Origin of the sequence: Pseudomonas sp. SZ57, assembly GCF_009495975.1 — a bacterium.
Classification (GTDB): Bacteria; Pseudomonadota; Gammaproteobacteria; order Pseudomonadales; family Pseudomonadaceae; genus Aquipseudomonas; species Aquipseudomonas syringae.
On record NZ_WIBD01000003.1, the window covers coordinates 114,782 to 140,795 of the forward strand.

Here is a 26,014-nt window from a genome sequence, read left to right on the forward strand (position 1 = left end):
TGGTCCGAACGCCCCGCAAACCTGTTTGCGGGGCGTTTTTCGTTGGGAAAGGGCCGGTTGTTCTGTCCATGTGTCTGCCGCCTGATCGTTCAGGACAGTGACAGCTCCTTGACTAAGCCTCGTCTAGCGGTTCTGAGTGAACTCCAGGATGACGTTGCCGGCGGCTTGTGGCGCGACGTAGATGCGCCCCGAGGCTTCTCGATGCGCAACCTTGTTGTCTTTGAGGATCGTGCGCAGTGCATCGAGGCGTTTGGTGTGCAGCCGGATGGCAATCGCGTGGGGACGCTCTTCAACGCTGCCGGGCAGTTCGATGCCTGCAAACTCTCGGGCTGCCGTGGCTGCGTCGATGGCCCTGAGCAGGCCGCATCGTGTATCTGCTTCCAGTACCTCGCCGTTGTACCTCACCGCATCGCCATAGATCGCTCTCCAGCGGGGCTCCAGTAACCGGGGTTCTGCAAGGTAGGTGATCGCAAGGATTGCGTCCGCGCCATTGGGGTGGTTTTGCCAGCCTGGAACCCATATCAACTCGGGTCTGTGTTGATGGCAGATAAAGTTGGAGGCGTCCGGTAGTTCAGAGTCTATAAACAAGGCCAGGGAAACCACCGCTTCATCCTGACGACCATCGGGCAAGGTCATCTTGCGGCGAAAGTCGATACGCCCCTGACTTTCGAGACCAGCCTGCACCATACGGGCGTGGTCAGCGTCGGCATCTTTGCTGTGCAGTGCTACCAACGAAATGCCTTCTTCACCGCGGTCGAGAAATTGCCCCAACTGACGGCCGAAACAGAAGCCGTTTACCGCGTTAGTTCCGAATTTGGAGGCATCTTCGACGCCGATCAGTTCGATGAAGTTACCCGGGAACATCATCAGGGATGTGACACTTCCCCAAGGGTGACGGCTGACCGGGGAGGGCGCGAACCCCATCTTGCGATAGAGCTCCAGTGCCTCGGAGTGATTGCGTACCGTGACCAGAGGATGATCGATACCCTGCGGGAACTGCGCGGTAGCTGTCATGGCGGGATCTCCTGTTAGCGTCGGGATTTTGCGTTAAAGGTAGCGAGGGCTGCGGGGGCGTCGCCTATCACCTTGGCTGGAGCACCTGCAACCACGGTTCCTGCGGCTACCGGCTTGAGTACCACCGCATTGGCCGCCACGATTGCACGGGCCCCCACCTCAATGTTTCCCAGAACGGTTGCACCGGCGCAAATCAATGCGCCTCGGCGTATCTTGGGATGTCTGTCGCCCGCCTCGCTGAGTGTGCTGCCCAGCGTGACGCCGTGCCACAGGCTTACCTCATCCTCGACTACAGCGGTCTCGCCAATGACCAGGCCAATACCGTGATCGACGAACAGTGCTCGGCCCAGACGAGCGGCAGGATGAATGTCGATGCTCCAGGTATTGGCCGCCCAGTTCTGTACAAGCACCGCGCTTTGCACGTCTCCGTCAGCCCAGAGTGCATGGGCGATGCGATACGCCTGCACGGCGAGGATACCGCGGAAGGTCAGAAAAGCGGTGAGGTGGTCAGGGCAAGCCGGATTGACGATTTCCAGGTGGTTTATATCGGCTGCGGCCGCTTCTGCGATACCGGGGTTGGCGTCGATTATCGACTTGAACCAGCTCTCCAGTGCTACGTTACTGGCTTGAGCCTGAATCTGACGCGCGAGGTTTGCGGCAAGCGCAGCCTCGAACGTTTCGTAGGCGAGCAGGTGGCTTTTGGCGTATTCGCCTAATGCCGGATTGCGTTCGCTCAACTGGTGAGCCTGTTCGCGAAGGCGCTGCCAAAGAGGGCTCATATCCATCTCCTGTGTCGGTAGGGGAGTATGGGCATGGCGTCGAAGAGCCAGCAAAAACACAAACTGAAAACTTTGTTGCTTTTAGTGCAACACAAGAATGGAGCGTAGCAGGCGCAAGGCGCGTTTTTCGCAAGCAGCCCAAAAACGACAAAACCGCGGCAGGGCGCGGTTTTATCGAGGTATGCAGTTCGAAGTGTTTCAGGAAGCCCCTGAAACCGGGTACTCGAATCAGACGTTAAACCGGAAATGCATCACATCACCGTCTTTAACGATGTATTCCTTGCCTTCCAGACGCCACTTGCCGGCTTCCTTGGCGCCTGACTCACCCTTGAACTGGATGAAGTCGTCATAGGCCACCACTTCGGCGCGGATGAAGCCTTTTTCGAAGTCGGTGTGGATCACGCCTGCGGCTTGTGGTGCGGTGGCACCGACGCGGACGGTCCAGGCGCGGACTTCTTCGACGCCTGCGGTGAAGTAGGTCTGCAGGTGGAGCATTTCGTAGCCAGCGCGAATCACGCGGTTCAGGCCGGGTTCTTCGAGGCCCAAGGCTTCGAGGAACATGTCCTTCTCTTCGCCGTCATCGAGCTCGGCGATTTCGGCTTCGATCTTGTTGCAGACCGGCACCAGCATTGCGCCTTCTTCTTCGGCGATGGCGCGGACCACGTCCAGCAGCGGGTTGTTCTCGAAACCGTCTTCGGCGACGTTGGCGATGTACATGACCGGCTTGGTGGTCAGCAGGTGGAAGCCACGGATGGTGGCTTTCTCGTCATTGCTCATGCTCTTCATCAGGCTGCGTGCAGGCTTGCCTTCGCTGAAGTGTGCAATCAACTGCTCGAGCAGGCCCTTCTGGACCACTGCGTCCTTGTCGCCGCCCTTGGCGTTGCGGGTGACCTTTTGCAGTTGCTTCTCGCAGCTGTCGAGGTCGGCGAAGATCAGTTCCAGATCAATGATCTCGATGTCGCGCTTGGGGTCGACGCTGTTGGAAACGTGAATCACGTTCTCGTCTTCAAAGCAGCGCACCACGTGGGCGATGGCGTCGGTCTCGCGGATGTTGGCGAGAAACTTGTTGCCCAGGCCTTCGCCCTTCGAAGCGCCTGCCACGAGGCCGGCGATGTCGACGAACTCCATGGTGGTCGGCAGTATGCGTTTCGGGTTGACGATGGCTGCCAGGGCCGCCAGACGCGGGTCGGGCATCGGCACGATACCGCTGTTCGGTTCGATGGTGCAGAAGGGGAAGTTCTCGGCCGCGATACCAGATTTGGTCAGGGCGTTGAACAGGGTGGACTTGCCGACGTTAGGCAGGCCGACGATGCCGCAATTGAATCCCATGGTGTTTCCCCTCGAGTGATGTCAGGCCTTCTGGCTGTGCAGGTTTTTCATCGCCCGGTTCCATTCACCGGCGAAGATATCCGGCAGCACGCCGAGGGCAAAGTCGATACTGGCGTCCAGTTTTTCCTGTTCGGCGCGTGGCGCTCGACCCAGGACAAAGCCGGATACCTTGCTGGCATCGCCCGGGTGGCCAATGCCAAGCCGCAAGCGATGAAATGTGTTCTGATTGCCGAGCTGCGCAATGATGTCGCGCAGCCCGTTATGACCGCCATGGCCGCCGCCCACTTTGAGTTTGGCAACGCCCGGAGGCAGGTCAAGTTCGTCATGCGCCACCAGAATCGACTCGACCGGAATACGATAAAAGCCGGCGAGTGCCGCGACAGCCTGGCCGCTGCGGTTCATGTAAGTGGTGGGAATCAGCAGACGAACATCCTGACCCTGGTGCGTGAAGCGCCCGGTCAGGCCAAAGAATTTGCGCTCGGGAACGAGGTTGACTCGTTGCGCCGCAGCAATACGCTCAACAAAAAAAGCCCCTGCGTTATGCCGGGTCTGTTCGTATTCGGCGCCTGGATTTCCCAGGCCCACGATCAGTTGTATGGCGGTCACGACAGGGGCTCTTCCTTTGGAGTTGAGGGTTGAACCGCTGACGACAGCGGCAATGTGGACGAAAACTGCTCATTTACCATGATGTAAACTCAGCGATCTCGCCCGCTTTGCCTGCTATCGCTCGCGATGTTCCCTGAGCAACTCCGACGTTACCAAGTAATGAATTACTCGGCAGCGCCTTCTTCAGCTTCACCTTCTTCTTCGTCTTTGACGATACGCGGTGCGTGGACGTTGGCGATTGCCAGGTCAGTACCGTGTGCCAAAGCGACGAACTCAACGCCTTTAGGGGCTTTCAGTTCGGACAGGTGAACGTTGTCACCTACTTCCAGCGCGCCCAGATCAACTTCGATGAACTCAGGCAGGTCTTTCGGCAGGCAGGTCACTTCCAGTTCAGTGGTAGTGTGCGAGATCTCGCCGCCTTTCTTGACCGGAGCTTCTTCGTTCAGGAAGTGGATCGGCACGATTGCGGTCAGCTTCTGGCCGGCAATAACGCGCACGAAGTCAGCGTGCATCACGTGGCCTTTGGCCGGGTGACGTTGCAGCGCCTTGATGATGACGTTTTGCTTCTTGCCACCAACGTTCAGCTCGATGATGTGGCTGTAGGCCGCATCGTTTTCCAGCAGTTTGGCAACTTCTTTGGCCAGCATGCTGATGGACTCGGGGGCTTTGTCGCCACCGTAGACGACAGCTGGAACCAGGCTAGCGAGACGACGCAGGCGGCGGCTCGCACCTTTCCCCAGGTCGGAACGCTGTTCTGCATTCAGGGTAAATTCGTTCATGTTGTATCTCCAAATTAACCACATCCACCGTTGCGTTTGCGACCAGCGCTCGGATGGTATGGGCAAAAAAGCCCCGCCCTGACCGGATGTCAGGGCGGGGCGCTTTTCGTCTGCGTGATGTCAGTTAACGGAACATCGCGCTGATCGATTCTTCGTTGCTGATGCGGCGAACCGCTTCGGCGACTACCGGGGCAATATCCAGTTGACGGATACGGCCACAGGCTTGAGCGGCGGCGGACAACGGGATGGTGTTGGTCACCACCAGTTCGTCCAGCACGGAATTTTCAATGTTTTCGATCGCCCGACCCGACAGCACAGGGTGTGTGCAGTAGGCGAAGACCTTGGCAGCACCATGCTCTTTCAGGGCCTTGGCCGCGTGGCACAGCGTGCCGGCGGTATCGACCATGTCATCGACCAGAATGCAGGTACGCCCTTCGACATCACCAATGATATGCATCACTTCGGAGTGATTGGCCTTCTCACGGCGTTTGTCGATGATACCGAGATCGACACCCAGGGATTTGGCGACAGCACGTGCACGCACGACACCGCCGATATCCGGGGAAACGATCATCAGGTTTTCAAAGCGCTGATCTTCGATGTCATCCACCAGAACGGGGGAGCCGTAGATGTTATCTACCGGAATGTCGAAGAAGCCCTGAATCTGGTCAGCATGAAGATCAACCGTGAGCACACGGTCGATTCCCACTACGGTCAGCATATCAGCGACAACTTTTGCGCTGATGGCAACGCGTGCGGAGCGCGGACGGCGATCCTGGCGGGCATAACCAAAGTAGGGAATCACAGCAGTGATTCGGGAAGCTGAGGAGCGACGGAAGGCATCAGCCATCACGACGAGTTCCATCAGGTTGTCGTTCGTGGGTGCGCAGGTCGGCTGAATGATAAAGACGTCTTTACCGCGGACGTTTTCATTAATCTCAGTGCTGATTTCGCCGTCGGAGAATTTTCCAACAGAAACATCACCCAGTGGGATATGCAGCTGACGTACTACACGCCGAGCGAGATCGGGGTTGGCATTCCCCGTAAAGACCATCATCTTGGACACGCGCAGTACCTAGAGGCTGAGGGTAACCTGGATGAGTATAGAAAATGGCAGGGGCGGCTGGATTCGAACCAACGCATGGCAGGATCAAAACCTGCTGCCTTACCGCTTGGCGACGCCCCTGTATTGAATCAATCGAGTGCCTGGCACTCAATTCCTGCTACAGAATTTGCAGCTTACGATGCAACATCGAGATGTTGCTTCCTTTCGCTACGAACCCCGTAAGGGTCTCTGTAAGAAGGGCCGAGACTTTATCAGCTTCAGCTTTGTTTGGGAAGGCCCCAAACACACAACTTCCAGTTCCGGTTAATTTTGCTTCGGTAAATTTACCTAACAAATTCAAAGCGTTACGTACTTCTGGGTAACGCCTCTCTACAACCGCCTTACAGTCATTTCGACTGTTTCCCTTGGGAACGGGGCGCACTTTAATGGGCGGCGTGTCGCGTGTCAACAACGGATCTGAAAAAATTTCTGCTGTACTTACAGATACTTGCGGGACGAGCACCAAATACCAGGGTTCTTCCGGGTCAACCGGGGTGAGAATTTCGCCGACGCCCTCAGCAAAAGCGGCATGTCCACGCACGAAAACCGGTACATCGGCGCCCAGCGTCAGCCCCAGTTGCGCCAGACGATCCTCATCCCAGCCGAGCTGCCATAAATGATTCAGGGCGAGCAGGGTGGTCGCTGCATCCGAGCTGCCGCCGCCGATACCGCCACCCATGGGCAGGCGTTTTTCCAGCCAGATGTCCATGCCCAGTGTGCAGCCGGACTGTTGTTGCAGGGCGCGGGCGGCTTTGACGATCAGGTTGCTGTCATGCGGGACGCCGGGAACGTCGGTCTGCAGGCGAATCTCGCCATCTTCGCGAACGCTAAAACCCAGTTCGTCGCCGTAATCGAGAAACTGAAACAGGGTCTGCAGTTCGTGATAACCGTCAGGGCGACGTCCCAGAATGTGCAGCATGAGGTTGAGTTTTGCCGGGGCAGGCAAAACCAGTTGTGGCGTGCTCATGCTCATTGCCCCAGTTTGCGAGGCTGCCAGTCCTTGATGACCAGCGTGACATCCAGGTCCTGCCCGTGCAGCTTGACGCGCTCCGGTAGCCAATAGCCGTTCTGCTCGACGTAGCTGAGGTATTCCACCTGCCAGCCATCCTGTTCAAGGCTGGCCAGCCGGCTGTCACCATCGAGTGTCACGTTGCTTTTGCTGTCCGGTGCCGGCAGACCGCGTACCCACCATACGAGGTGCGACACGGGCAGTTTCCAGCCCAGTTGATCCTGCAGCAGTGATTCTGGCGAGGTGGCTTCGTAGCGACCCTGATTGGCGACTTCGAGCACCACGGCGCCGGGCCTGCCGGTCAGCCGCGCTGCGCCACGACCGAGCGGGCCGGACAGGCGGATATCGTAGTAATCCTGGCGCTGCAGCCAGAACAGGGTGCCGCTGCCGGAGTCTTTCGGCGCGCGGATACCGACCTTACCGTTAATCTGCCAGCCATCGAGGCTGCTCAGTTGTTGTTTGTGCTCGCGCCATTGCGCGGGGTCACCCTTGCCCTGAACGGCTTCGCGGGAGGTGAGGCCGGCGCAGCCGGTGAGCAGGGCGATGAGGCTGAATACTAATACGTGGCGCAAAAACATAACGTCAAAGGGTCTCTGATCCGGTCAAGCGTCGCAGTGTGCTGCGCAGGACGGTGCTGTCGGGTTGTTGTTCCAGGGCCTTGGCCCAGACTTTTTTGGCTTCGCGCTGCTCGCCCTTGGCCCAGAGTACTTCGCCCAGATGGGCAGCTACTTCGTGGTCAGGGAAGCGCTCGAGTGCCTGACGCAGGTAGCGCTCGGCATCGTCCAGATTGCCCAGGCGGTAGTTCACCCAGCCAAGGCTGTCGAGCACTGCCGGATCGTCAGGACTGATCTTGTGGGCTTTTTCGATCAGTTCGCGGGCTTCGCTATAACGCGTGGTGCGATCGGAAAGCGTGTAGCCCAGCGCATTCAGCGCCATGGCATTTTCCGGTTCGCGCTTGATGATGGTCCGCAGGTCTTTTTCCATCTGCGCCAGATCATTGCGTTTTTCAGCCAGCATGGCGCGGGTGTACAGCAGGTTGGCGTCGTCCGGGTATTGCTTGAGCGCCTGATTCAATACCTGCCAGCCACGATCCAGCTGATCATTGCTGGTCAGTGTTTCGGCTTCGATCAGGTACAACTGCACAGCATAATCGGGCTCTTCGGCGCGGGCTTCTGACAGCCGTTTGGCGGCTTCGGCACCGTTACCGTTGCTGACCAGAATATCGGCCTGGCGCAATTGCGCTGCGAGGAAGTCCGGGCCGGGGCCTACCTGAGCGTATTCGTTGAGCGCGCTTTGCGGGTCATCGCGCTCTTCGTGGATGCGGCCCAGATTCAAGTGCGCCGAATCGACATGCGCGCCACGGGCGATCAGTTCTTCCAGATAACCCGCTGCTTCGTCCCAGGCCTTGGCTTCAAGGCACACCAAGGCCAGCGAGAAGCGCAGCTCGTCATCATCCGGATACTGCTGCAAGAGCGCAGAAAACTGCACTTTGGCGTCTTCCATACGGTTCTGCTCGACGAGCATGCGCGCATAGGTCAGGCGCAGACGCTTGTCGTCGGGGTATTTCTTGATGCTTTTTTCCAGCAGGGGCACCGCTTCCTTGCCTCGATTCATGCTTTGCAGCAGGCGGGCGTGGAGCAGGATCGGCGCGATTTCGCCTTCTTTGGGCGGGTTGTCTTCGAGCAGTTTCAGCGACTGTTCGGAATCGCCGTTCTGCTGCAGCAACAGCGCCTTGCCGAAAATCAGCTGGCCATTGTTCGGGTATTTGCCCAGCAGTCGGTCAAAGCTCTTGAGCAGACCATTGCGGGTGTCCGGATCTGTTTCGGCCGCCGACAGGGCCAGAAAATCGAAGTGCGTGTCGCCCTGGCCTTGCAGGACCCTCTCCATGTACACAAGGGAGTCGTCGTAACGCCCGGCGCGCGCCAGTTGAATGGCGGCGGCTCGTTGCGCTTCAAGATTGCCCGGCGCGTTCCTCGCCCAGATCAGTGCGGTATCCAGCGCCGACTGATCGGCACCCATGTACTCGGCAATCTGATAAGCGCGCTCCGAGACCCCCGGGTCCTGAGTCTTGATCGCCTGGGTCACGTAGTTGTCCAGGGCGATGTCGAAGCGGTTGCGCTGGCCAGCCAGCTCCGCACTCAACAGGCTGACAAGAGTGTCCTGAGTGAACGAGCCATAGACCTGCGGCTTGGCTTCAGGCGCGGGTGGGGCGTCCTTTTGAGCGGGCACAGGCTGTGACGAGGCGGGGGTCATGGACTGACAGCCACCTAGAAAGGCAAGAGCAAGGAACAACGCGGAGGATCTATTCATATATAAGAAGGGCGGCTTACCTGCGGTGGGAGCATCATGACACAAGGCTGTTGGCAAAACCCACAGCCGTCGGAAAAACTGATGCAATGCGTGTGTTTGCAGTGTCGCGGACCCAAAAGCACGGTCTGCGACGAGCGATTGTAGTGGGACAATAATATGTGGTGGTTGTTCTGAGCTTATCGAAGTAGGACAATTACCGGCTTCACGTCACCACCTGCGACCCTGAATGGCCTTCCTTGCACTCGGTATCAACCATAAGACCGCCTCGGTCGACGTTCGCGAGCGTGTGGCATTTACCCCGGAACAGCTGGTCGAGGCATTGCAGCAGCTCTGCCAACTGACGGAAAGCCGCGAGGCTGCGATCCTTTCTACCTGCAACCGCAGCGAGTTGTACATCGAACACGAGCACCTCGGCGCGGACAGTATTCTTGCCTGGCTCGCCAATTATCATCACCTCAGTCTTGAAGAACTGCGCGCCAGTGCTTACGTGCACGAAGATGACGCTGCCGTGCGGCACATGATGCGTGTCGCCTCGGGGCTCGATTCGCTGGTGCTCGGCGAGCCGCAGATTCTCGGCCAGATGAAGTCCGCCTACGCGGTTGCCCGCGAAGCCGGCACGGTCGGGCCGTTGCTCGGTCGTCTGTTCCAGGCGACGTTCAGCGCCGCCAAACAGGTGCGTACCGACACCGCCATCGGCGAGAACCCGGTCTCTGTGGCCTTTGCCGCAGTCAGCCTGGCGAAACAGATTTTCAGTGACCTGCAACGCAGCCAGGCCTTGTTGATCGGTGCAGGCGAGACCATTACGCTGGTCGCCCGGCATCTGCATGATCTGGGCGTCAAGCGTATTGTGGTCGCCAACCGCACGCTGGAACGCGCCAGCATGCTTGCCGCCGAGTTCGGTGCGCACGCGGTGCTGTTGTCGGACATCCCGGCGGAACTGGTCAACAGCGATATCGTGATCAGCTCGACGGCCAGCCAGTTGCCGATTCTGGGCAAGGGCGCCGTGGAAAGTGCGCTGAAGCTGCGCAAGCACAAACCGATTTTCATGGTCGATATCGCCGTACCGCGGGATATCGAGCCTGAAGTCGGCGAGCTGGACGATGTTTACCTGTACAGCGTCGATGACCTGCATGAAGTGGTGGCAGAGAATCTCAAGAGCCGTCAGGGCGCGGCGCTGGCCGCCGAGCAACTGGTCAGCGTGGGTGCCGAGGACTTCATGTCGCGCCTGCGCGAACTGGCTGCAGTCGACGTGCTGCGCGCCTATCGTCAGCAAAGCGAACGGCTGCGTGACGAAGAACTGAGCAAGGCGCAACGTATGCTGGCCAACGGCAGCAATGCCGAGGACGTACTGATCCAGCTGGCGCGTGGCCTGACCAACAAATTGCTGCATGCACCCAGCGTGCAGCTCAAGAAGCTGTCTGCCGAAGGCCGCGTCGATGCGCTGGCCATGGCCCAGGAACTATTTGCCCTCGGTGAGGGCTCGACGGATAAAACCCCGCAATGAAAGCTTCACTGCTCAATAAGCTGGATGTGCTCAGCGACCGTTTCGAGGAACTGACCGCGCTGCTCGGCGACGCGGAAGTCATCAGCGATCAGACACGCTTTCGCGCCTATTCCCGTGAATACGCTGAAGTGGAGCCGGTCGTTACGCTCTACGCGCAGTTGCTCAGGGTGCAGGGTGATCTGGAGGGCGCACAGGCGCTGCTCAAGGACAGTGATCCGGACATGCGCGAAATGGCCGTCGAGGAAGTTCGCGAAACCAGGCAGCAACTGGTCGAGCTGGAAGCGCAATTGCAGCGCATGCTGCTGCCCAAGGACCCGAACGACGGTCGTAACGTGTTTCTGGAAATCCGCGCGGGCACCGGCGGTGACGAAGCGGCGATCTTCTCCGGCGACCTGTTCCGCATGTATTCGCGTTACGCCGAGCGGCGTGGCTGGCGGGTCGAGATTCTTTCCGAAAACGAAGGCGAGCATGGCGGCTACAAGGAAGTCATTGCGCGCGTCGAGGGTGACAGCGTCTACGGCAAGCTGAAATTCGAGTCCGGCGCGCACCGTGTGCAGCGTGTTCCGGAGACCGAATCCCAGGGCCGCATCCATACCTCTGCCTGTACGGTTGCGGTGTTGCCGGAGCCTGACGAGCAGCAGGCGATCGAGATCAACCCAGCCGACCTGCGGGTCGACACCTATCGTTCTTCGGGTGCCGGTGGTCAGCACGTCAACAAGACCGACTCGGCGATCCGCATCACTCACTTGCCGTCAGGTATTGTCGTCGAGTGCCAGGAAGAGCGTTCGCAGCACAAGAACAGAGCCCGGGCAATGTCCTGGCTATCTGCCAAACTGAATGATCAGCAGACCAGCGCGGCGGCCAATGCCATTGCCAGCGAGCGCAAGCTGCTGGTCGGCTCGGGCGATCGGTCCGAGCGCATACGTACGTATAACTTCCCTCAGGGGCGAGTGACGGATCACCGCGTGAACCTGACTTTGTATTCGCTGGATGAAGTTCTGGCGGGCGGAGTCGATGCAGTGATAGAGCCGCTACTCGCTGAATATCAGGCTGATCAACTTGCGGCACTGGGTGAGTAAATGACCATCATCGCAAGTGTACTCAGAAGCGCCGAGCTTCCCGATTCACCGACCGCACGGCTCGATGCCGAGTTGCTGCTGGCGGCAGCGCTGGGCAAACCGCGCAGTTTTCTGCACACCTGGCCCGAGCGCATCGTCAGCACCGAAGCCGCAGTGGCATTCGCTGGCTACATGGAACGCCGCCGCAAGGGCGAGCCGGTCGCTTACATCCTCGGCCAGCAGGGCTTCTGGAAGCTGGACCTGGAAGTCGCGCCGCACACGTTGATCCCGCGCCCCGAGACCGAAATGCTGGTCGAGGCGGCACTGGAAATGGTGCCTGCCTTCGCGCCTGCTCAGGTGCTGGACCTTGGCACCGGCACCGGCGCGATTGGGCTGGCGCTGGCCAACGACCGCCAGCAATGGAAGGTCACCGCGGTTGACCGTGTGCCAGAGGCCGTCGCCTTGGCCGAACGCAACCGGCAGCGCTTGCAACTGAACAACGCCGAAGTCTTCGAAAGCCACTGGTTCAGTGGCCTGCAGGGTCGACAGTTCGACCTGATCATCAGCAACCCGCCGTACATCTCCGACGCCGATCCGCATCTGTCGGCTGGCGACGTGCGTTTTGAGCCGAGCAGTGCGCTGGTGGCCGGTTCCGACGGGCTGGATGACTTGCGCACGATCATCGAACAGGCGCCTGCACACCTCAACGCGGATGGATGGCTGCTGCTGGAACACGGCTACGATCAGGGGGCTGCGGTGCGTGAGCTGCTGATTCGCCAGGGCTTCGAGCGTATTCAGACGCGCCGTGATCTGGGCGAGCATGAGCGCATCACGTTCGGATGCAAGCCGTGCTGAGTGACCAGGAGCTGCTGCGCTACAGTCGCCAGATTCTGCTGCAACACGTTGATATCGACGGCCAGCTGCGACTCAAGCAAAGTCGTGCGTTGATCGTGGGCATCGGCGGGCTTGGCTCGCCGGTGGCCTTGTATCTGGCCGCCGCAGGGGTCGGCGAACTGCATCTGGCGGATTTCGATCACGTCGACCTGACCAACCTGCAACGCCAGATCATCCACGACACTCAGAGCATCGGGCAGGCCAAGGTGGACTCGGCCATCGCCCGGCTCACCGCGATCAATCCCGAGATCACCCTTGTCGCTCATCGTACGGCGCTGGATACCGACTCACTGGGCGCGGCGGTGCAGGCTGTCGATCTGGTGCTGGACTGCTCGGATAATTTCGCCACCCGCGAAGCGGTCAATGCCGCCTGTGTCGCTGCCGGCAAGCCGTTGGTCAGCGGGGCGGCCATCCGGCTCGAAGGGCAGTTGTTGGTGTTCGATCCGCGTCATGCGGACAGCCCTTGTTACCATTGTCTGTACGGGCATGGCAGCGAAGCCGAACTGACCTGCAGCGAGGCCGGTGTCATCGGGCCGCTGGTCGGTCTGGTTGGCAGCCTGCAGGCGCTGGAGGCGTTGAAACTGCTGGCCGGCTTCGGCGAGCCCATGGTCGGTCGCCTGTTGTTGATCGACGCCTTGAGCACGCGTTTCCGTGAACTGAAGGTCAAGCGTGACCCGGCGTGCAGCGTCTGCGGTGCGGCCAGCGTGCAGGGCGAGCATGCGTGACGTGCATATGAGCCATGGCAGCGATGCGCCGGTCGGAATCTTCGATTCCGGGGTCGGTGGTCTGTCGGTGCTCAATGAAATACGTCAGCTGTTGCCCAGCGAGTCGCTGCTGTATCTGGCGGACTGCGGGCACATTCCCTACGGCGAAAAGACTCCCGAATTCATCATCGAGCGGTGCCTGACGATTGCCGGGTTTTTCCGCGAGCAGGGTGCCAAGGCGCTGGTCGTCGCCTGCAACACGGCCACGGCAGCAGGCGTGTCGCACCTGCGTCAGCGCTACCCGGATTGGTCGATTGTCGGCATGGAGCCAGCGGTCAAACCGGCTGCCGAGGCGACCCGCAGCGGCGTTGTCGGTGTGCTGGCGACCACCGGAACGCTACAAAGCGCCCGCTTTGCGGCCTTGCTGGACCGTTTTGCCAACGATGTGCGGGTCGTGACCCAGCCGTGTCCCGGGCTGGTCGAACTGATCGAAACCGGCGACCTGTTAAGCCCGCAAATCCGTCAATTGCTGCAGCATTATGTCGAGCCGCTACTGGCAGCGCGCTGTGACACGATCATTCTGGGCTGCACGCACTATCCGTTTCTCAAGCCATTGCTGCGCGAAATGCTCCCGGAGTCGGTCACCCTGATCGATACCGGAGCCGCAGTGGCGCGGCAGCTGCAGCGTCTTTTGGCGCGGTCCGGCCTGCTTGCCAGTGGTATCGCCCGAGACACTGTGTATTGGTCTAGTGACATACCGGACAATTTCAGAAAAATCCTACCTTTTTTGTCGCAAAACGTCGGCGATGTGAGAAGCTTCCGTTTGTAAAAAAAACGTGAAAAAGGCGCTTTTGGGGTGAACTTACGTCGCCTCCGCGGCTTCTATAAAAGCGGCTGATGAATTCCAACACTTTTCGTACAATTTAATATATTTAGGACGTTTCTCATGAAGAGACTCTTTTGCCTGGCCGTGATTGCGGCCGCTTTGGCAGGGCAAGCTTCAATCGCGCAGGCTGATGGTGTTGAGTTTTCGGTCGGTCAGACCGGCGAGTCGACCATGACTTATCGTCTGGGCGTGCAGTTTGATTGGGATAAAACCTGGCTGCAAAGCGACATCGGTCGTTTGACCGGCTACTGGGATGGCGCTTACACCTACTGGGATGGCAAGGACTACAAGGATAACCACAGCCTGTCGTTCTCCCCGGTTCTGGTCTACGAATTCGGCAACGGCAACGTCAAGCCATACGTAGAAGCCGGTATTGGCGTCTCGGTGTTCTCCAACACCCAGGTCGAAGACCGCAAGTTCGGTTCTGCCTTCAACTTCGAAGACCGTATCGGTTTTGGTCTGCGCTTCGCGGGCGGGCATGAAGTCGGTATCCGTGCGACCCACTACTCCAACGCCGGCATCAAAGAGCCGAACGACGGTATAGAAAGCTACGCACTGCACTACAAGATGCCGTTCTGATAAAACAGCTGCCTCTCATGCCAGCGCCCCGCGTTGGCATGCATTTCGTGACGCTCCGCTCCGGACCATCCCCCCCCCCCCCCCCCCGCAGAAGAGCCCGGGTGACGGCGCTTTCAGGCTTCTGCCCGCAGGGCGTAGGAGCGAACTTGTTCGCGAAAGGGCCGGTATATTCACCGAAAATACTTCGTCTGAACTGACGCCTTCGCGAACAAGCGAAGCGTCGCCCGGTCCGCTCCTACGGCCTTCGGCCAGAATCAAGAACAGATTTGTGTATAACGCTTAGCACAGCGCGTGGGGACGATAGTGATGAATCAAAGATAAGCCGTCGCAATCCCTTTGCGTTCGTTCAGGCAATCTTCCGCACCCGCTTCGAATTCACGACAGATCAACGGGCGTTTCTCGTAGATCGTGCACATCATCGTGTTGCGATCCAGTGCAGCGCACCAGCCGTCATCCAGACGCAGCATGACCTCGCCACCCCACTCATCGGTATCGATGTAACGCTCAGGCACGCCCGTGTCGGTGATCAGCATCACTTCCAGCTGGCAACAGCAGGCTGCGCAGGTCGAACACGTGACTGCCGGTTCTTCGCCGTGGATCTCCGCGAGCGGAATGAGTGTAGCGTTCAGAGCGGTTCTCCCGAGTGTCTGGCGGCGCGGGCTGCCAGCCATTGCAGCAGGGGAAATACACCCGCCCAGACCAGGCCCAGCACCAGCATGCCTGGCCACACTCCAAGGGGAAGATGGACCTGTGCCAGTTGCGAGCCGGCATAGTACGACATGGGGCCGCCAATAGCGCCCAGCACGACTGCGCGCCATAGCGGCTTCGCTGTCCAGGCCAGGCAATGATTGAGCGTGGTGCCTAGCACCGCCCACAACAGCGCCAGCCACAGCGGTAAGAGATAGCCGCCCGTGCCGAAGTCAAAAACACCGAGCGTCATCAAGGCACTGTCCAGCACGATACCGATCAAGGTCACGGTCAGAATCAGGCGGCCTTCGGCTGCCCATGAGCTGATCCACAGAAAATGCACCGCCAGAACGCCGACAGCGATCAGCAGCCAGAAACTGTTGCCGCCCAGTACACAGGCGAACCAGCCGATCTGAAACAACAGCGCATTGGCGATGGATTTAAGCATTGAAGCGCCCAAGCAAGGGTTCGCGCAGCGCTTCGGGCTTGGCGAGCAGCAGTTGCGCGGTGCCAATGGTCCGCTCCAGGAAGCCGCCTTCGCAGTAACACAGGTAAAACTCCCACAGGCGCAGGAAATGCTCGTCGTAACCCAGTTCGGCGAGTTTGCCGTGAGCGTCTTTGAAGTTGTCGTGCCACAGGCGCAGGGTTCGCGCGTAGTGCAAGCCGAAATCTTCCATGTGCAGCAGGTTCATGTCGGTATCGCTGCCGACGATGTCGAGCATCTTCGCCACCGAGGGCAGGGCGCCACCGGGGAAAATGTAACGCTGGATGAAGTCCACATTGCTTTTGGCCTGTGCGTAACGCTGCTCGCGGATGGTGATCGCCTGCAGCAGCATCATGCCGTTGCTTTTCAGCAGGTTCGCGCATTGCTTGAAGTAGGTGGGCAGGAAGCGATGGCCGACCGCTTCGATCATCTCGATGGACACCAGCTTGTCGTACTCACCGGTCAGGTCACGGTAGTCGGTCAGCAGCAGCGTCACGCGATCCTGCAGGCCCAGTTCGATCAACCGTCGCTCGGTGTAGGCGAACTGTTCTTTGGACAGGGTCGTGGTGGTCACCTGGCAGCCGTAGTGCTGCGCCGCGTAAATAGCCATGCTGCCCCAGCCGGTGCCGATTTCCAGCAGGTGATCGGTGGGTTTCAAGGCAAGTTTCTGACAGATTCGTTCGAGCTTGTTCAACTGCGCCTGTTCCAGCGTGTCGTCTTCGCTGAGGAACTGCGCGGCTGAGTACATCATTGTCGGGTCGAGAAACTGCTCGAACAGCGTGTTGCCCAGGTCGTAATGGGCCGCGATGTTTTTCTGCGAGCCTTCGCGCGTGTTGCGGTTGAGCCAGTGCAGCGCATGAATCAGCGGGCGGGTCAGGCGCGCCATTCCGCCCTCCATCGCATCCAGTACATCCAGATTGCTAACAAACACCCGGACCACCGCCGTCAGATCTGGTGTCGTCCAGTAGCCATGAATGAAGGCCTCGCCCGCACCGATGGAACCGTTGCTGGCGACCATGCCCCAGGCTGCCGAGTCCAGAATATGGATTTCAGCCTGAATCAGCGCGCCGTTCTTGCCGAACACATGGCGCTCACCCCGTTCGACAATCACCAACTGGCCGTTGCGCAGTCCTGCGAGTTGCCGCAGTACACCTCGGCGCAGGAGGTTGGCAGTCAAACCATTGGTGCCCAGATTGGCAGAAAAACTACTGCTACTGCTTTTCATGGAGTGAGTCCTTGGATTGCGCGGCGGCAGCACGGTACTCGCCGTCAGCGGCCTGATGGGAAAAGATCGGTATGCGTTTGACCAACAGGCGCATGGCCTGCCAATAAATGGCCAGACAGGTTTTCGCGGTCATCCATGGATAAGCGATCAGATAGCGATGCAGCGTCTTGCGGTTCAGATTCTGGCGGGTCAGATTGAGCGTGGCGTCAAACATCTTCAGCTCGCCTTGCCAGTCAGCCATGTGCACACCGATCCGTTCGGCGGGCTGGCTGAAGCTCATGCGGTATTCGAGATCACGTGGCAGGAACGGTGAAACATGAAAGGCCTTGGCCACGGCAAAATGCTGATGGCCTTCACCGGTGGCGGGCAGCACGTAGCTGTAGCGCTCGCCCCACGGGGTATTGGTGACTTCACACAGAATGCCGGCCAGTGTGCCGTCAGCCTCATGGCAGTAGAAAAAACTCACCGGGTTGAAAGACAGGCCCCAACTGCGTGCCTGGGTCAGCAGGCAGACGCGACCCGACGGGATGCGGCCCAACGCTTTGCCGACCCGCTCGCGGACCGCCTCGATGAGCGTCAGCCCTTGTCCGGTCAGCTCTGGCAGGTAGTCTCGCTCACGAAACGAGAACGGCGCAAAACGCCCCCGGCCTGCCAGTGGGGAGAGCCCCAGCACGCTGTCCTGTTCATCCAGATCCAGATAGATCAGGCCTATCCGATAGGTGAACTCATGGGCGCGCGGTGCAAACCGCCGGTGGCTGATCCAGCCACTGTAGAGGGCGCTGTTCACAGCGTTTCACCAAAGGCCTGGGCGACACGCAGGCCGCTGACCACGCCGTCTTCGTGAAAGCCATTGGCCCAGTAGGCGCCGCAGTACCAGGTGTTATCCACACCATTGATTTCCTCCCAGCGCGCCTGTGCAGCGATCGCACCGAGGCTGTATTGCGGATGGGCGTAGCGGTAGCGGCCGAGGATTTTGGCCGGGTCGATGGCCGCAGTCTGGTTGAGGCTGACGCAGAACGTCGTGTCGCTCTCGATCCCTTGCAGAATGTTCATGTCATAGGTGACGGCGGCCGACTGCTGTTCGCCGCCGCCCAGGCGATAGTTCCAGCTTGCCCAGGCCAGTTTGCGCTTGGGCAGCAGTCGCATGTCGGTGTGCAGCACCACATCGTTTTCGGCATAGCGCAGCGCGCCGAGAATCGACTGCTCGGCACTCGATGGCTGCGCCAGCATGGCCAGGGCTTGATCGCTGTGGCAGGCAAACACCACCTTGTCGAAGCGTTCGCTGCCCATGGCGCTGTGCAGCGTCACACCTTCGCTGTCACGTTCGACACGTGTGACCGGGCACGACAGACGAATGCGCTCGCGGAACGAGGCTGTCAGCGGTTCCACATAACTGCGGGAGCCGCCCTTAATCACGCACCATTGCGGGCGGTGGGTGACCGAGAGCAGGCCGTGATTCTTGAAAAAGCGCACGAAGAACTGCAACGGGAAGCCGAGCATGTCGGCCAGCGACATCGACCAGATCGCCGCGCCCATGGGCACGATGTAATGATCGATGAAGCGCTGGCCATAACCGCCGGTCTTCAGGTATTCACCCAGCGTGGTGTCCGCCGCGATGCGCTGATTTTCCAGATCATCGACCGATTGGCGATTGAAACGCAGGATATCGCGCAGCATGCCCCAGAACCGTGGCGACAGCAGATTGCTGCGCTGGGCGAACAGGCTGTTGAGGTTATTGCCGTTATATTCCACGCCAGTGCGCGGATCATGCACCGAAAAGCTCATTTCCGCAGGCTGGAAGCCGACACCCAGCTGGCCTAGCAGGCGAATGAAATTGGGGTAGGTCCAGTCGTTGAAGACAATGAAACCGGTGTCAATGGCGTAGGCGCGGCCTTCGACCTGCACGTCCACCGTGTGAGTGTGCCCGCCGATCCAGTCCGAAGACTCGAACACGGTCACCTCATGCGCGCGGTTGAGCAGGTAGGCACTGGTCAGGCCAGAAATCCCGCTGCCAATGACTGCGATCTTCATTGCGCGTCCTTATTCGACGATTCGCTGCGCGCCATGCGTTTACCGAGGGCGAGGCGGGCGCGTGCCGGAAGCAGGGCCAGTAGGCTCATGCTGAAGATGAACAGCGCCGGAAAGGCGATATCCAGTGGGCGTTTGTTGCGTCCCAGTTTGCTGGCGATGTGCTTGGCTGCCTTTTCGACAGGCCAGCGCATCGGCATGGGGAAATCGTTTTTCTGCGTCAGCGGCGTGTCGACGAATCCGGGGCTGACCACCGTCACGTCGATGTTTTCGCTGGCCAGGTCCAGGCGCAGCGCTTCGAGCAGGTAACGCAGGCCGGCCTTCGACGCGCCGTAGGCCTCGGCGCGGGGCAGGGCCAGGTAGGTCACCGCACTGGCCACGCCGACCAGATGCGGCTGATGACCTTTGCGCAGCAGCGGCAACGCGTGCTCGATGCAGTAACTGCTGGCCAGCAGGTTGGTACGCACCACGCGTTCGACCATGGCCGCTTCAAACTGCCGGGCATCGATGTACTCGCAGGTGCCGGCGTTGAAGATGGCGGTGTCCAGGGCTCCCCATTGCTGGGCGATGTCGTCGGCAATCGCCTTGACTTGCTCGGGGTCGGTGATGTCACCGGTCACCAGCAGCACCTGCGTGGGATAAACCTTCGCAAGGTTCTGCAATGGCTCAAGCGTGCGTGCGGTCAGCGCGAGCCGATGACCGGCGTTGAGCAGTTCTTTGGCCAAGGCCAGGCCAATGCCGCTGCTTGCCCCGGTCAACCAGATGCGTCGTGCAACAGGAGTGCTCATCCCAACCTCTTCTTCAACCAATGGATGACTCGACCCATGATGGGCAGATGTTCGTAGAGCAATGCACCGGCATCGAAGTAGTCCCGGTGTCGATAAACCTTGTCGCGCCACTTCAGGTGCGAACAGCCTTCTACCTGAATTGTCCGGCCGGCGGCCAGACGCGGATGCGAATAACTCATGGTCCAGACCAGATAGCCCTCGCCGGGGCGCACTTCGTCGAAGGCGTGGAAGTCGAAACGCAGGTCCTCGACGTTGGCGTACAGCTCGCCGAAGTAGTGGCGCATGGCGGCAAGGCCGTGGATATCGTGCATCGGGTCGCTGAACGACACGTCTTCGCTGTACAGCTCGGCAACCTGGTCAAGGTTGTCCTTGTTCAGCGCGGCAAAACCTTCGGCGAAGCGATGCAGGAAATCAGCCATGTTCGACTCCTGCGGCCGGCTGTCGAGCCGGGAGCGCCTTGAACGCCGCCAGGGCGCGAGCGCGGCTCTTGCTCAGGTCGACGATGGGTTTCGGGTAGTCGGCAGCGCCAAACAGGTCACCGATTAACGACGGGTCGTGAATCTGCTTTTTATTCATATCCGCCAGTTCCGGCAGCCAGCGCTTGATGAACACGCCTTCCGGGTCGAAGCGTTCCGACTGCGACAGCGGATTGAAAATACGGAAATAGGGCGCCGAATCGGTGCCGGTGGACGAGCTCCACTGCCAGCCGCCATTGTTCGACGCCAGATCACCGTCGATCAGGTGGCGCATGAAAAAGCGCTCGCCCTCACGCCAGTCGATCAACAGGTTCTTGGTGAGAAACATCGCAACGACCATCCTTAGCCGATTGTGCATCCATCCGGTTTCCAGCAACTGACGCATCGCTGCGTCAATGATCGGCAGCCCGGTCCGTGCCTCTTGCCAGGCGCGCAGTTCTTCAGGGGCATCGCGCCACTTCAACGCCTCGGTTTCCGGGCGAAAGGCGCGATGACGCGAGACGCGCGGGTAGCCGACCAGCGTGTGTTTATAGAACTCTCGCCATAATAGCTCGTTGATCCAGGTCACGGAGCCCACGTCGCCGGTCTCGAACTCGCCCTGATTGCTGGCCAGGGCCGCGTGCAGGCACTGGCGTGGCGAAATCACCCCGGCCGCCAAATAGGCCGACAGCTGGCTGGTGCCGGGCTTGGCCGGAAAGTCGCGTTCGGTCTTGTAGTAGCTGATCTGCTCGTCGGCGAAGGCGTCCATACGCCGTCTGGCTTCCGCCTCACCGGCCGGCCACAGGTCACGCAACGCTTTCGAGGGCGTGGCAAAGCCCTTGACCTGATCGGGAACCGCATCGCTTTTTATCGACTGTGCCGGCTGCGCTTTCGGGGTGCGCACCGGGTGCGGCATGGCCTCGTGCAGTCGGGTATAGCAGACCTTCTTGAACTGGGTGAATACCTGAAAATAGTTGCCGGTCTTGGTCAGGATGCTGCCGGGCTTGAATAACAGCTGATCGAGGTAGCTGCTGAAGTGCACACCGGCTTTTTCCATCGTCTTGTGCACCGCCTGGTCACGGCGGGTCTCGTTGATGCCGTATTCCTGATTGACGTGCAGGCCCTCGACCTTGAACTGTGTGCACAGCTTTGCCAGCACTTCAGGCGCCTGGTCCCAAGTGTCCGCCTCGCGGATCAGCAAGGGAACATTCAACGCGCCCAGCGCCTTCTCGAGCTCGACCAGATTGCGCAGCCAGAAGTCGACCTTGCAGTCGGCATCGTCATGGCTGCGCCACTGCGCAGGACTGAGCAGGTAGACCGCCAGCGTCGGACCGCGCTCCATGGCGGCGGTCAGGGCAGTGTTGTCTTGAGCGCGCAGGTCACTGCGCAGCCAGATCAGTTGCATGAGAAGTCCTTAGATAAGTCCGAGCTTGCCCAGCTCGATCTGAGCGCTGAGTACGTCGTGGGCAAGGGTCAGTCCAGATATCTCCTTGGCCTGTACGAGCAACTCGGCATTATGGATCTGCACCGTTGGTCCGCCCAGCACGACAGGGCAGGTGATATTGGCCAGCAATCGGGGCAAATGGGTCACGTTCAGCGACTTGCTGGAATACAGCAATATGCCTCGTGGCTTGAGGTATTCGGCTGCCAGCGCCAGCTCGCCGACCGGCAGTGGCCAGTCGAACACCTCGACCGGACAGTCGGCGCTGCTCACCAGCCAGGCCGCGAGCCACAGATGCGGCTCCAGCGGCAGATCGGACTGATTGACCAGCAGCAACGGGCTGCCATTGAGCTGACGGTTGTTGTGATAGATGCGCGCGCCGAACTTGCTGCGCAGCCAGGAGTAGAAAAACGTGCGCTCCAGTTGTGCGCCGAACTTGCCTTGCCAGCGCCGTTCCAGTTCGGCCAGCAGCGGCAGCAGCAGCTGTTCACACAGCGTGCGCGGCGGGTACAGCGACATCGCTTGATTGAACACATCATCGACCCGGCGTTCGGCCAGCTCGCCGATCGCGACCAGCAAGGTTTGACGCAATGCGTCCCAGTCGTTGGTCGGCGGCAGGGCGTCCTGGCGATTGTCATCGATCAGGCCCTTGACCTGACTGACCGACACGCCACGGTTGAGCCAGGTCAGAATCTTCATGACGCGCTGCACATGCTCGTCCGAATACAGCCGATGACCTTTGGCGGTGCGGTGCGGGACGATCAGTCCGTAACGACGCTCCCAGGCACGCAGGGTGACGGCGTTGACGCCTGTCTGCCGTGCGACCTCGCGGATCGGCAGCCAGTCGCCCGGCACCTCTGTATCTGTTTCATTCATGAGTCAAATCGCATTGCGCAGGCTGAGGTTTTCCGGGTGGGGCTGCATGTACACCTGCAGTGCCACATACGGGTCCGGATGTTGGCGAAAATGATGTTTGAGCAGCGTCAGCGGTACGATCAACGGCACGATGCCCTGATGATACTGGGCGATGACCTGCTGGATTTCCTGCTTGTCCTCACTGGTAATGGTTTGTTTCAAATAACCACACAGGTGCTGCAGGACGTTGGTGTGAGTGCTGCGCGTGGCGCACTTTTTCAAGGCCGCCATCAGTTGGCTGAAGTACATCGGCGCGATTTCATTCGGGTCGGTGCGGCCCATGCTGCCGAGCAGCTTGCCCAGTGCCTTGTATTGCACCGGGTCATTGGCCATCAGCTGGTATTTGTAGCGCGAGTGGAATTCGGTCAGGGCGCGCCGGGTGACGCCTTCTTTCAGCAGCTGTTGCCAAGCCGCGTAGGCAAACACGCGGGTAACGAAGTTTTCGCGCAGCACGGCATCGTTGAGCCGCCCGTCTTCCTCGACGGGTAGATCGGGGTGACGTTCGCAAAAGGCCTGCGCATAGATGCCGCGACCACCGCCATCGACCGGGGCGCCGTTTTCGCGGTAGACCTTGACGCGCTCCAGGCCGCAGGACGGGGATTTCTGCATGAAGATGTAGCCGCAGATATCACCCAGCTCAGCGGCCATCTGTATGCCGTAATCCGCCAGGGCCTCGGTGACGTCCAGGTCACGATTGACCGTGCCGAGCGCCTTTGGGTTTTCTGCGTCGCCTACCAGCCTGATCGGCTCGCGGGGGATGCCCATGCCGATAGCGACTTCAGGACACGCCTGGACGAAATCGAAATACTTGCTCAGCGCCTGTGTACACAGATGAGATTCCTTGTGTCCGCCATTGAAGCGAACCTCTGCACCCATCAGGCAGGCACTGATGCCGAGTTTGGGTTTTTCGATTACGGACGCCGCCATCAGTCACCTCTACAGAAGACTTGTACAGATAGTTCGTGCTGTACAACTTGTCTTCATCATAGGGGTGTAACTGTACAAGTCAAATTCTTTGTAGAGGGCGGTAAGGGCTGATTCCAGCTACTTCCAGCCCATCCGCCAGGTATCCGCCTGTTGCAGCACTTGCCACGGCAGTCGCTCGCTGCGCTGGGTCAGCACGGCCTGCAGCTCGACTTCCAGAACGGTGCCTTCTTCGTCCTTGAACAGTTCGGTCACCAGAAAGTGTTTTTCCCGATTGAGCGGGGTGGCGGCTGTCCATTTCGACAGCAGCAGCTTGCGCGGGTTGATCTGATTCATTGCACATGCTCCAGCAGTCGGCGCGCGGCTTCCTGGCCACTCAGCCAGGCGCCTTCCACACGCCCGGACAGGCACCAGTCGCCGCACACGTAAATGCCCAGATCGGCGTCCGACAGGGCGCCCCATTCGTGAGAGCCGGCAGGTCGTGCATACAGCCAGCGATGCGCGAGGCTGAATACCGGCGCCGGCATGGTGCAGTCGATCAGCTCCGCGAATGCACCGTGCAACTGTTCGGTGACCTGTTCTCTGGAGGCGTCGATATTCTGCTGGCTCCACTGGCTGGTGGCGTGCAGTACCCAGGTATCGAGCGTGGCGTCGCGCTCGGGTTTGCTGCGGTTGCGGGCCAGCCAGTCCAGCGGGCTGTCCCGCACGAAACAACCCTGCATGGGCGTCTGCAACGGGGTTTCGAAAGCCAGCGCCACAGCCCAGGTCGGGTCCATCTTCACGCCAGCCACGACGCTGGCCAGTTTCGGCGCGGCAGCCAGCAGGGCAGTGGCCTGAGGGGCCGGGGTGGCGATGATCACATGGCTGAAAGGGCCGTGGCTTTCGCCGTCGGCATCCAGCAGGTTCCAGTGTTGTTCGCCGCGAAACACTTCAGTGATGCGGCACGAGAACGACACCGGCAGATCGCCGCGCATCGCCCGGGTAATGGCGCTCATGCCAGGGGTGCCGACCCAGCGCACCTGCTCGTCCGGTGAGGGGCTGAGCCTGCCGTCATGAAAGTTGTAGAGCGAGGGCGTCCACTCGGCGACGTGGCCCTGGGTTTGCCACTGCTTGACTGCGGTGGCAAAGCGCCGGTCACGGGCGGTGAAATACTGTGCGCCCATGTCCAGCGAACCTGCGTCGCTGCGCTTGCTGGACATACGACCGCCGCTGCCGCGGCTCTTGTCGAAGAGGTGCACCTGATGCCCGGCGGATGTCAGCGCCTGGGCTGCTGAGAGTCCGGCGATACCGGTACCGATGATTGCGATAGGGACAGTCATAGGGGCCTCGTTACCTTGTCTGTACAGACTACGCCGTAGTTAAAACCTGTACAATCTTCTTGTTTGGTATAACTTGCAGTGGTTTTGGCATTTAGCGATTGAGTCACATTGCCACTGGCAAGGTCGAACGGTTCAGCGACTCGGGCAAAGGCCTCGGAAGCTGCGTTTCATTCTGCTGTGGCCTATGGTTCAGCTGACAGTTTCGTTTTCCGGACCAACGTCACGGACAGCGTTATTGGTAAAAATAAGACTACCCAATTGTCACCTACGCCACGCGAGGTTATCTGCCATGCACATATTGCTGACCGGTGGTACTGGTTTGATAGGACGAGCGCTCTGCCGTTCCTGGTCTGCTCAAGGCCATGAGTTGACGGTATGGAGCCGAAAACCCGCCGACGTCGCCGAGCTGTGCGGCCCCTCGGTACGTGGCATTGCTAGCCTTGATGAGCTGGGTGCGCAGCCGGTGGATGCAATCATCAATCTGGCAGGCGCGCCCATTGCGGATCGCCCCTGGACCCGCAAGCGCCGTCTGTTGCTGTGGGAAAGTCGCGTTGGCCTGACCGAACAACTACTGAAATGGTTGGGCACTCGCGAGCAAAAACCTGCGCTGATGATTTCCGGTTCTGCAGTCGGCTGGTACGGCGACAGTGGCGAGCGCGAAATCGACGAAACCTCGCTGCCTGCCAAGGAAGACTTTGCCAGTCAGCTGTGCAACGCCTGGGAAGAAACCGCGCAACGCGCCGAGGCGCTGGGTGTGCGCGTGGTGCTGATACGCACAGGGCTGGTGCTGTCCGATCGTGCCGGTTTTCTGCAGCGTCTGTTGCCACCTTTCAAATTCGGCATGGGCGGGCCGATCGGCAATGGCAGGCAGTGGATGCCGTGGGTTCACATCCATGACCAAATCGCCGCGATTGATTTTCTGTTGAATCTGAATGAAGCAAAGGGTCCTTATAATGTGTGTGCGCCTTCACCGGTGCGCAATCGTCAGTTTGCCAAGTCACTGGCCGGCATTCTGCACCGACCGGCATTCATGCCCATGCCTGCGCTGGCCCTGAAGGTATTGCTGGGTGAGCTGTCGGTATTGCTGCTCGGTGGTCAGCGTGCGCGGCCGGAGCGTTTGCAGGAAGCTGGTTTTACATTCAAGTACACCGAACTCGACATTGCCCTGCAGGATTTGCTGGGTCGCCACTGA

The 26,014-nt window shown here is 59.8% G+C and carries 28 protein-coding genes and 1 tRNA gene; 7 read left to right on the top strand and 22 right to left on the bottom strand.

Annotated features, from left to right (window positions below):
• Positions 1-123: 123 nt before the first annotated feature.
• The 10 genes from GE543_RS04125 to GE543_RS04170 all read right to left on the bottom strand — a co-directional run bounded on the left by GE543_RS04125 (position 124) and on the right by GE543_RS04170 (position 8,931).
• Entirely contained in the window at positions 124-1,014 is an 891-nt protein-coding gene (locus GE543_RS04125; protein ID WP_153220862.1) for a VOC family protein, read from the bottom strand.
• A 14-nt stretch (positions 1,015-1,028) separates the two neighbouring features.
• On the bottom strand, positions 1,029-1,793 hold the full coding sequence (gene epsC / locus GE543_RS27620) for a serine O-acetyltransferase EpsC (RefSeq protein WP_153220864.1): 765 nt from the start codon (positions 1,791-1,793) through the stop codon (positions 1,029-1,031).
• A 228-nt stretch (positions 1,794-2,021) separates the two neighbouring features.
• The gene (gene ychF, locus GE543_RS04135) at positions 2,022-3,122 is read right to left on the bottom strand and encodes a redox-regulated ATPase YchF (RefSeq protein ID WP_003404927.1); all 1,101 of its coding nucleotides are present in this window, start codon (positions 3,120-3,122) and stop codon (positions 2,022-2,024) included.
• 21 nt (positions 3,123-3,143) lie between these two features.
• The gene (gene pth, locus GE543_RS04140; protein ID WP_003317127.1) at positions 3,144-3,728 is read right to left on the bottom strand and encodes an aminoacyl-tRNA hydrolase; all 585 of its coding nucleotides are present in this window, start codon (positions 3,726-3,728) and stop codon (positions 3,144-3,146) included.
• Between the two features lie 164 nt (positions 3,729-3,892).
• Positions 3,893-4,507: a 50S ribosomal protein L25/general stress protein Ctc gene (locus GE543_RS04145; protein ID WP_003317126.1), complete on the bottom strand. Its 615-nt coding sequence runs from the start codon at positions 4,505-4,507 to the stop codon at positions 3,893-3,895.
• 124 nt (positions 4,508-4,631) lie between these two features.
• A complete protein-coding gene (locus GE543_RS04150; protein WP_003317125.1) occupies positions 4,632-5,573 on the bottom strand; it encodes a ribose-phosphate pyrophosphokinase in 942 nt (313 codons plus the stop codon).
• 45 nt (positions 5,574-5,618) lie between these two features.
• Positions 5,619-5,693, bottom strand: a tRNA-Gln gene (locus tag GE543_RS04155).
• A 37-nt stretch (positions 5,694-5,730) separates the two neighbouring features.
• Positions 5,731-6,579 carry a 4-(cytidine 5'-diphospho)-2-C-methyl-D-erythritol kinase gene (gene ispE / locus GE543_RS04160; protein WP_024693410.1) on the bottom strand — a complete coding sequence of 283 codons (849 nt, stop codon included), beginning with the start codon at positions 6,577-6,579 and terminating at the stop codon, positions 5,731-5,733.
• Between the two features lie 2 nt (positions 6,580-6,581).
• A complete protein-coding gene (gene lolB / locus GE543_RS04165; RefSeq protein WP_003408639.1) occupies positions 6,582-7,199 on the bottom strand; it encodes a lipoprotein insertase outer membrane protein LolB in 618 nt (205 codons plus the stop codon).
• A gap of 4 nt (positions 7,200-7,203) precedes the next feature.
• Positions 7,204-8,931: a tetratricopeptide repeat protein gene (locus GE543_RS04170; protein ID WP_080052472.1), complete on the bottom strand. Its 1,728-nt coding sequence runs from the start codon at positions 8,929-8,931 to the stop codon at positions 7,204-7,206.
• A gap of 226 nt (positions 8,932-9,157) precedes the next feature.
• Here GE543_RS04170 and hemA point away from each other — a divergent pair, with 226 nt between their 5' ends.
• The 6 genes from hemA to GE543_RS04200 all read left to right on the top strand — a co-directional run bounded on the left by hemA (position 9,158) and on the right by GE543_RS04200 (position 14,556).
• Entirely contained in the window at positions 9,158-10,435 is a 1,278-nt protein-coding gene (gene hemA / locus GE543_RS04175) for a glutamyl-tRNA reductase (RefSeq protein WP_003317121.1), read from the top strand.
• On the top strand, positions 10,432-11,514 hold the full coding sequence (gene prfA / locus GE543_RS04180; RefSeq protein WP_003408642.1) for a peptide chain release factor 1: 1,083 nt from the start codon (positions 10,432-10,434) through the stop codon (positions 11,512-11,514). Before hemA ends, prfA begins: the two co-directional genes overlap by 4 nt.
• Entirely contained in the window at positions 11,515-12,348 is an 834-nt protein-coding gene (prmC, locus tag GE543_RS04185; RefSeq protein WP_153220866.1) for a peptide chain release factor N(5)-glutamine methyltransferase, read from the top strand.
• A complete protein-coding gene (locus tag GE543_RS04190; protein ID WP_371927088.1) occupies positions 12,342-13,112 on the top strand; it encodes a molybdopterin-synthase adenylyltransferase MoeB in 771 nt (256 codons plus the stop codon). The genes prmC and GE543_RS04190 overlap by 7 nt, the downstream gene beginning before the upstream one ends.
• The gene (gene murI / locus GE543_RS04195; protein ID WP_153220870.1) at positions 13,105-13,920 is read left to right on the top strand and encodes a glutamate racemase; all 816 of its coding nucleotides are present in this window, start codon (positions 13,105-13,107) and stop codon (positions 13,918-13,920) included. The genes GE543_RS04190 and murI overlap by 8 nt, the downstream gene beginning before the upstream one ends.
• Positions 13,921-14,037: 117 nt before the next feature.
• On the top strand, positions 14,038-14,556 hold the full coding sequence (locus tag GE543_RS04200; protein ID WP_002552154.1) for an acyloxyacyl hydrolase: 519 nt from the start codon (positions 14,038-14,040) through the stop codon (positions 14,554-14,556).
• 311 nt (positions 14,557-14,867) lie between these two features.
• Here the strand turns inward: GE543_RS04200 and GE543_RS04205 are convergent, their stop codons facing one another.
• The 12 genes from GE543_RS04205 to GE543_RS04260 all read right to left on the bottom strand — a co-directional run bounded on the left by GE543_RS04205 (position 14,868) and on the right by GE543_RS04260 (position 24,822).
• Positions 14,868-15,227 carry a YkgJ family cysteine cluster protein gene (locus GE543_RS04205; RefSeq protein WP_044309893.1) on the bottom strand — a complete coding sequence of 120 codons (360 nt, stop codon included), beginning with the start codon at positions 15,225-15,227 and terminating at the stop codon, positions 14,868-14,870.
• Positions 15,182-15,691, bottom strand: a complete 510-nt coding sequence (locus GE543_RS04210) for a DUF2878 domain-containing protein (protein ID WP_003318232.1) — start codon at positions 15,689-15,691, stop codon at positions 15,182-15,184. Before GE543_RS04210 ends, GE543_RS04205 begins: the two co-directional genes overlap by 46 nt.
• Positions 15,684-16,952 carry a cyclopropane-fatty-acyl-phospholipid synthase family protein gene (locus GE543_RS04215; RefSeq protein WP_003421694.1) on the bottom strand — a complete coding sequence of 423 codons (1,269 nt, stop codon included), beginning with the start codon at positions 16,950-16,952 and terminating at the stop codon, positions 15,684-15,686. The genes GE543_RS04210 and GE543_RS04215 overlap by 8 nt, the downstream gene beginning before the upstream one ends.
• Positions 16,939-17,739 carry a DUF1365 domain-containing protein gene (locus tag GE543_RS04220; RefSeq protein ID WP_371927089.1) on the bottom strand — a complete coding sequence of 267 codons (801 nt, stop codon included), beginning with the start codon at positions 17,737-17,739 and terminating at the stop codon, positions 16,939-16,941. The genes GE543_RS04215 and GE543_RS04220 overlap by 14 nt, the downstream gene beginning before the upstream one ends.
• On the bottom strand, positions 17,736-18,983 hold the full coding sequence (locus GE543_RS04225) for an NAD(P)/FAD-dependent oxidoreductase (RefSeq protein ID WP_153220872.1): 1,248 nt from the start codon (positions 18,981-18,983) through the stop codon (positions 17,736-17,738). The genes GE543_RS04220 and GE543_RS04225 overlap by 4 nt, the downstream gene beginning before the upstream one ends.
• Positions 18,980-19,768, bottom strand: a complete 789-nt coding sequence (locus GE543_RS04230; RefSeq protein WP_003408650.1) for an SDR family oxidoreductase — start codon at positions 19,766-19,768, stop codon at positions 18,980-18,982. Before GE543_RS04230 ends, GE543_RS04225 begins: the two co-directional genes overlap by 4 nt.
• A complete protein-coding gene (locus GE543_RS04235) occupies positions 19,765-20,187 on the bottom strand; it encodes a nuclear transport factor 2 family protein (protein WP_153220874.1) in 423 nt (140 codons plus the stop codon). Before GE543_RS04235 ends, GE543_RS04230 begins: the two co-directional genes overlap by 4 nt.
• Positions 20,180-21,628: a deoxyribodipyrimidine photo-lyase gene (gene phrB / locus GE543_RS04240; protein WP_153220876.1), complete on the bottom strand. Its 1,449-nt coding sequence runs from the start codon at positions 21,626-21,628 to the stop codon at positions 20,180-20,182. Before phrB ends, GE543_RS04235 begins: the two co-directional genes overlap by 8 nt.
• A 9-nt stretch (positions 21,629-21,637) precedes the next feature.
• Entirely contained in the window at positions 21,638-22,540 is a 903-nt protein-coding gene (locus tag GE543_RS04245; RefSeq protein ID WP_003408656.1) for a MerR family transcriptional regulator, read from the bottom strand.
• Positions 22,541-22,543: 3 nt separating this feature from the next.
• Entirely contained in the window at positions 22,544-23,506 is a 963-nt protein-coding gene (locus GE543_RS04250; RefSeq protein ID WP_103695894.1) for a DUF523 and DUF1722 domain-containing protein, read from the bottom strand.
• A 117-nt stretch (positions 23,507-23,623) separates the two neighbouring features.
• On the bottom strand, positions 23,624-23,839 hold the full coding sequence (locus tag GE543_RS04255) for a TIGR02450 family Trp-rich protein (protein ID WP_003318221.1): 216 nt from the start codon (positions 23,837-23,839) through the stop codon (positions 23,624-23,626).
• Positions 23,836-24,822, bottom strand: coding sequence for an NAD(P)/FAD-dependent oxidoreductase (locus GE543_RS04260; RefSeq protein ID WP_153220877.1), 987 nt, complete (start codon positions 24,820-24,822; stop codon positions 23,836-23,838). The genes GE543_RS04255 and GE543_RS04260 overlap by 4 nt, the downstream gene beginning before the upstream one ends.
• A 289-nt stretch (positions 24,823-25,111) precedes the next feature.
• Between GE543_RS04260 and GE543_RS04265 the strand changes: the two genes are divergently transcribed.
• A complete protein-coding gene (locus GE543_RS04265) occupies positions 25,112-26,014 on the top strand; it encodes a TIGR01777 family oxidoreductase (protein WP_153220880.1) in 903 nt (300 codons plus the stop codon).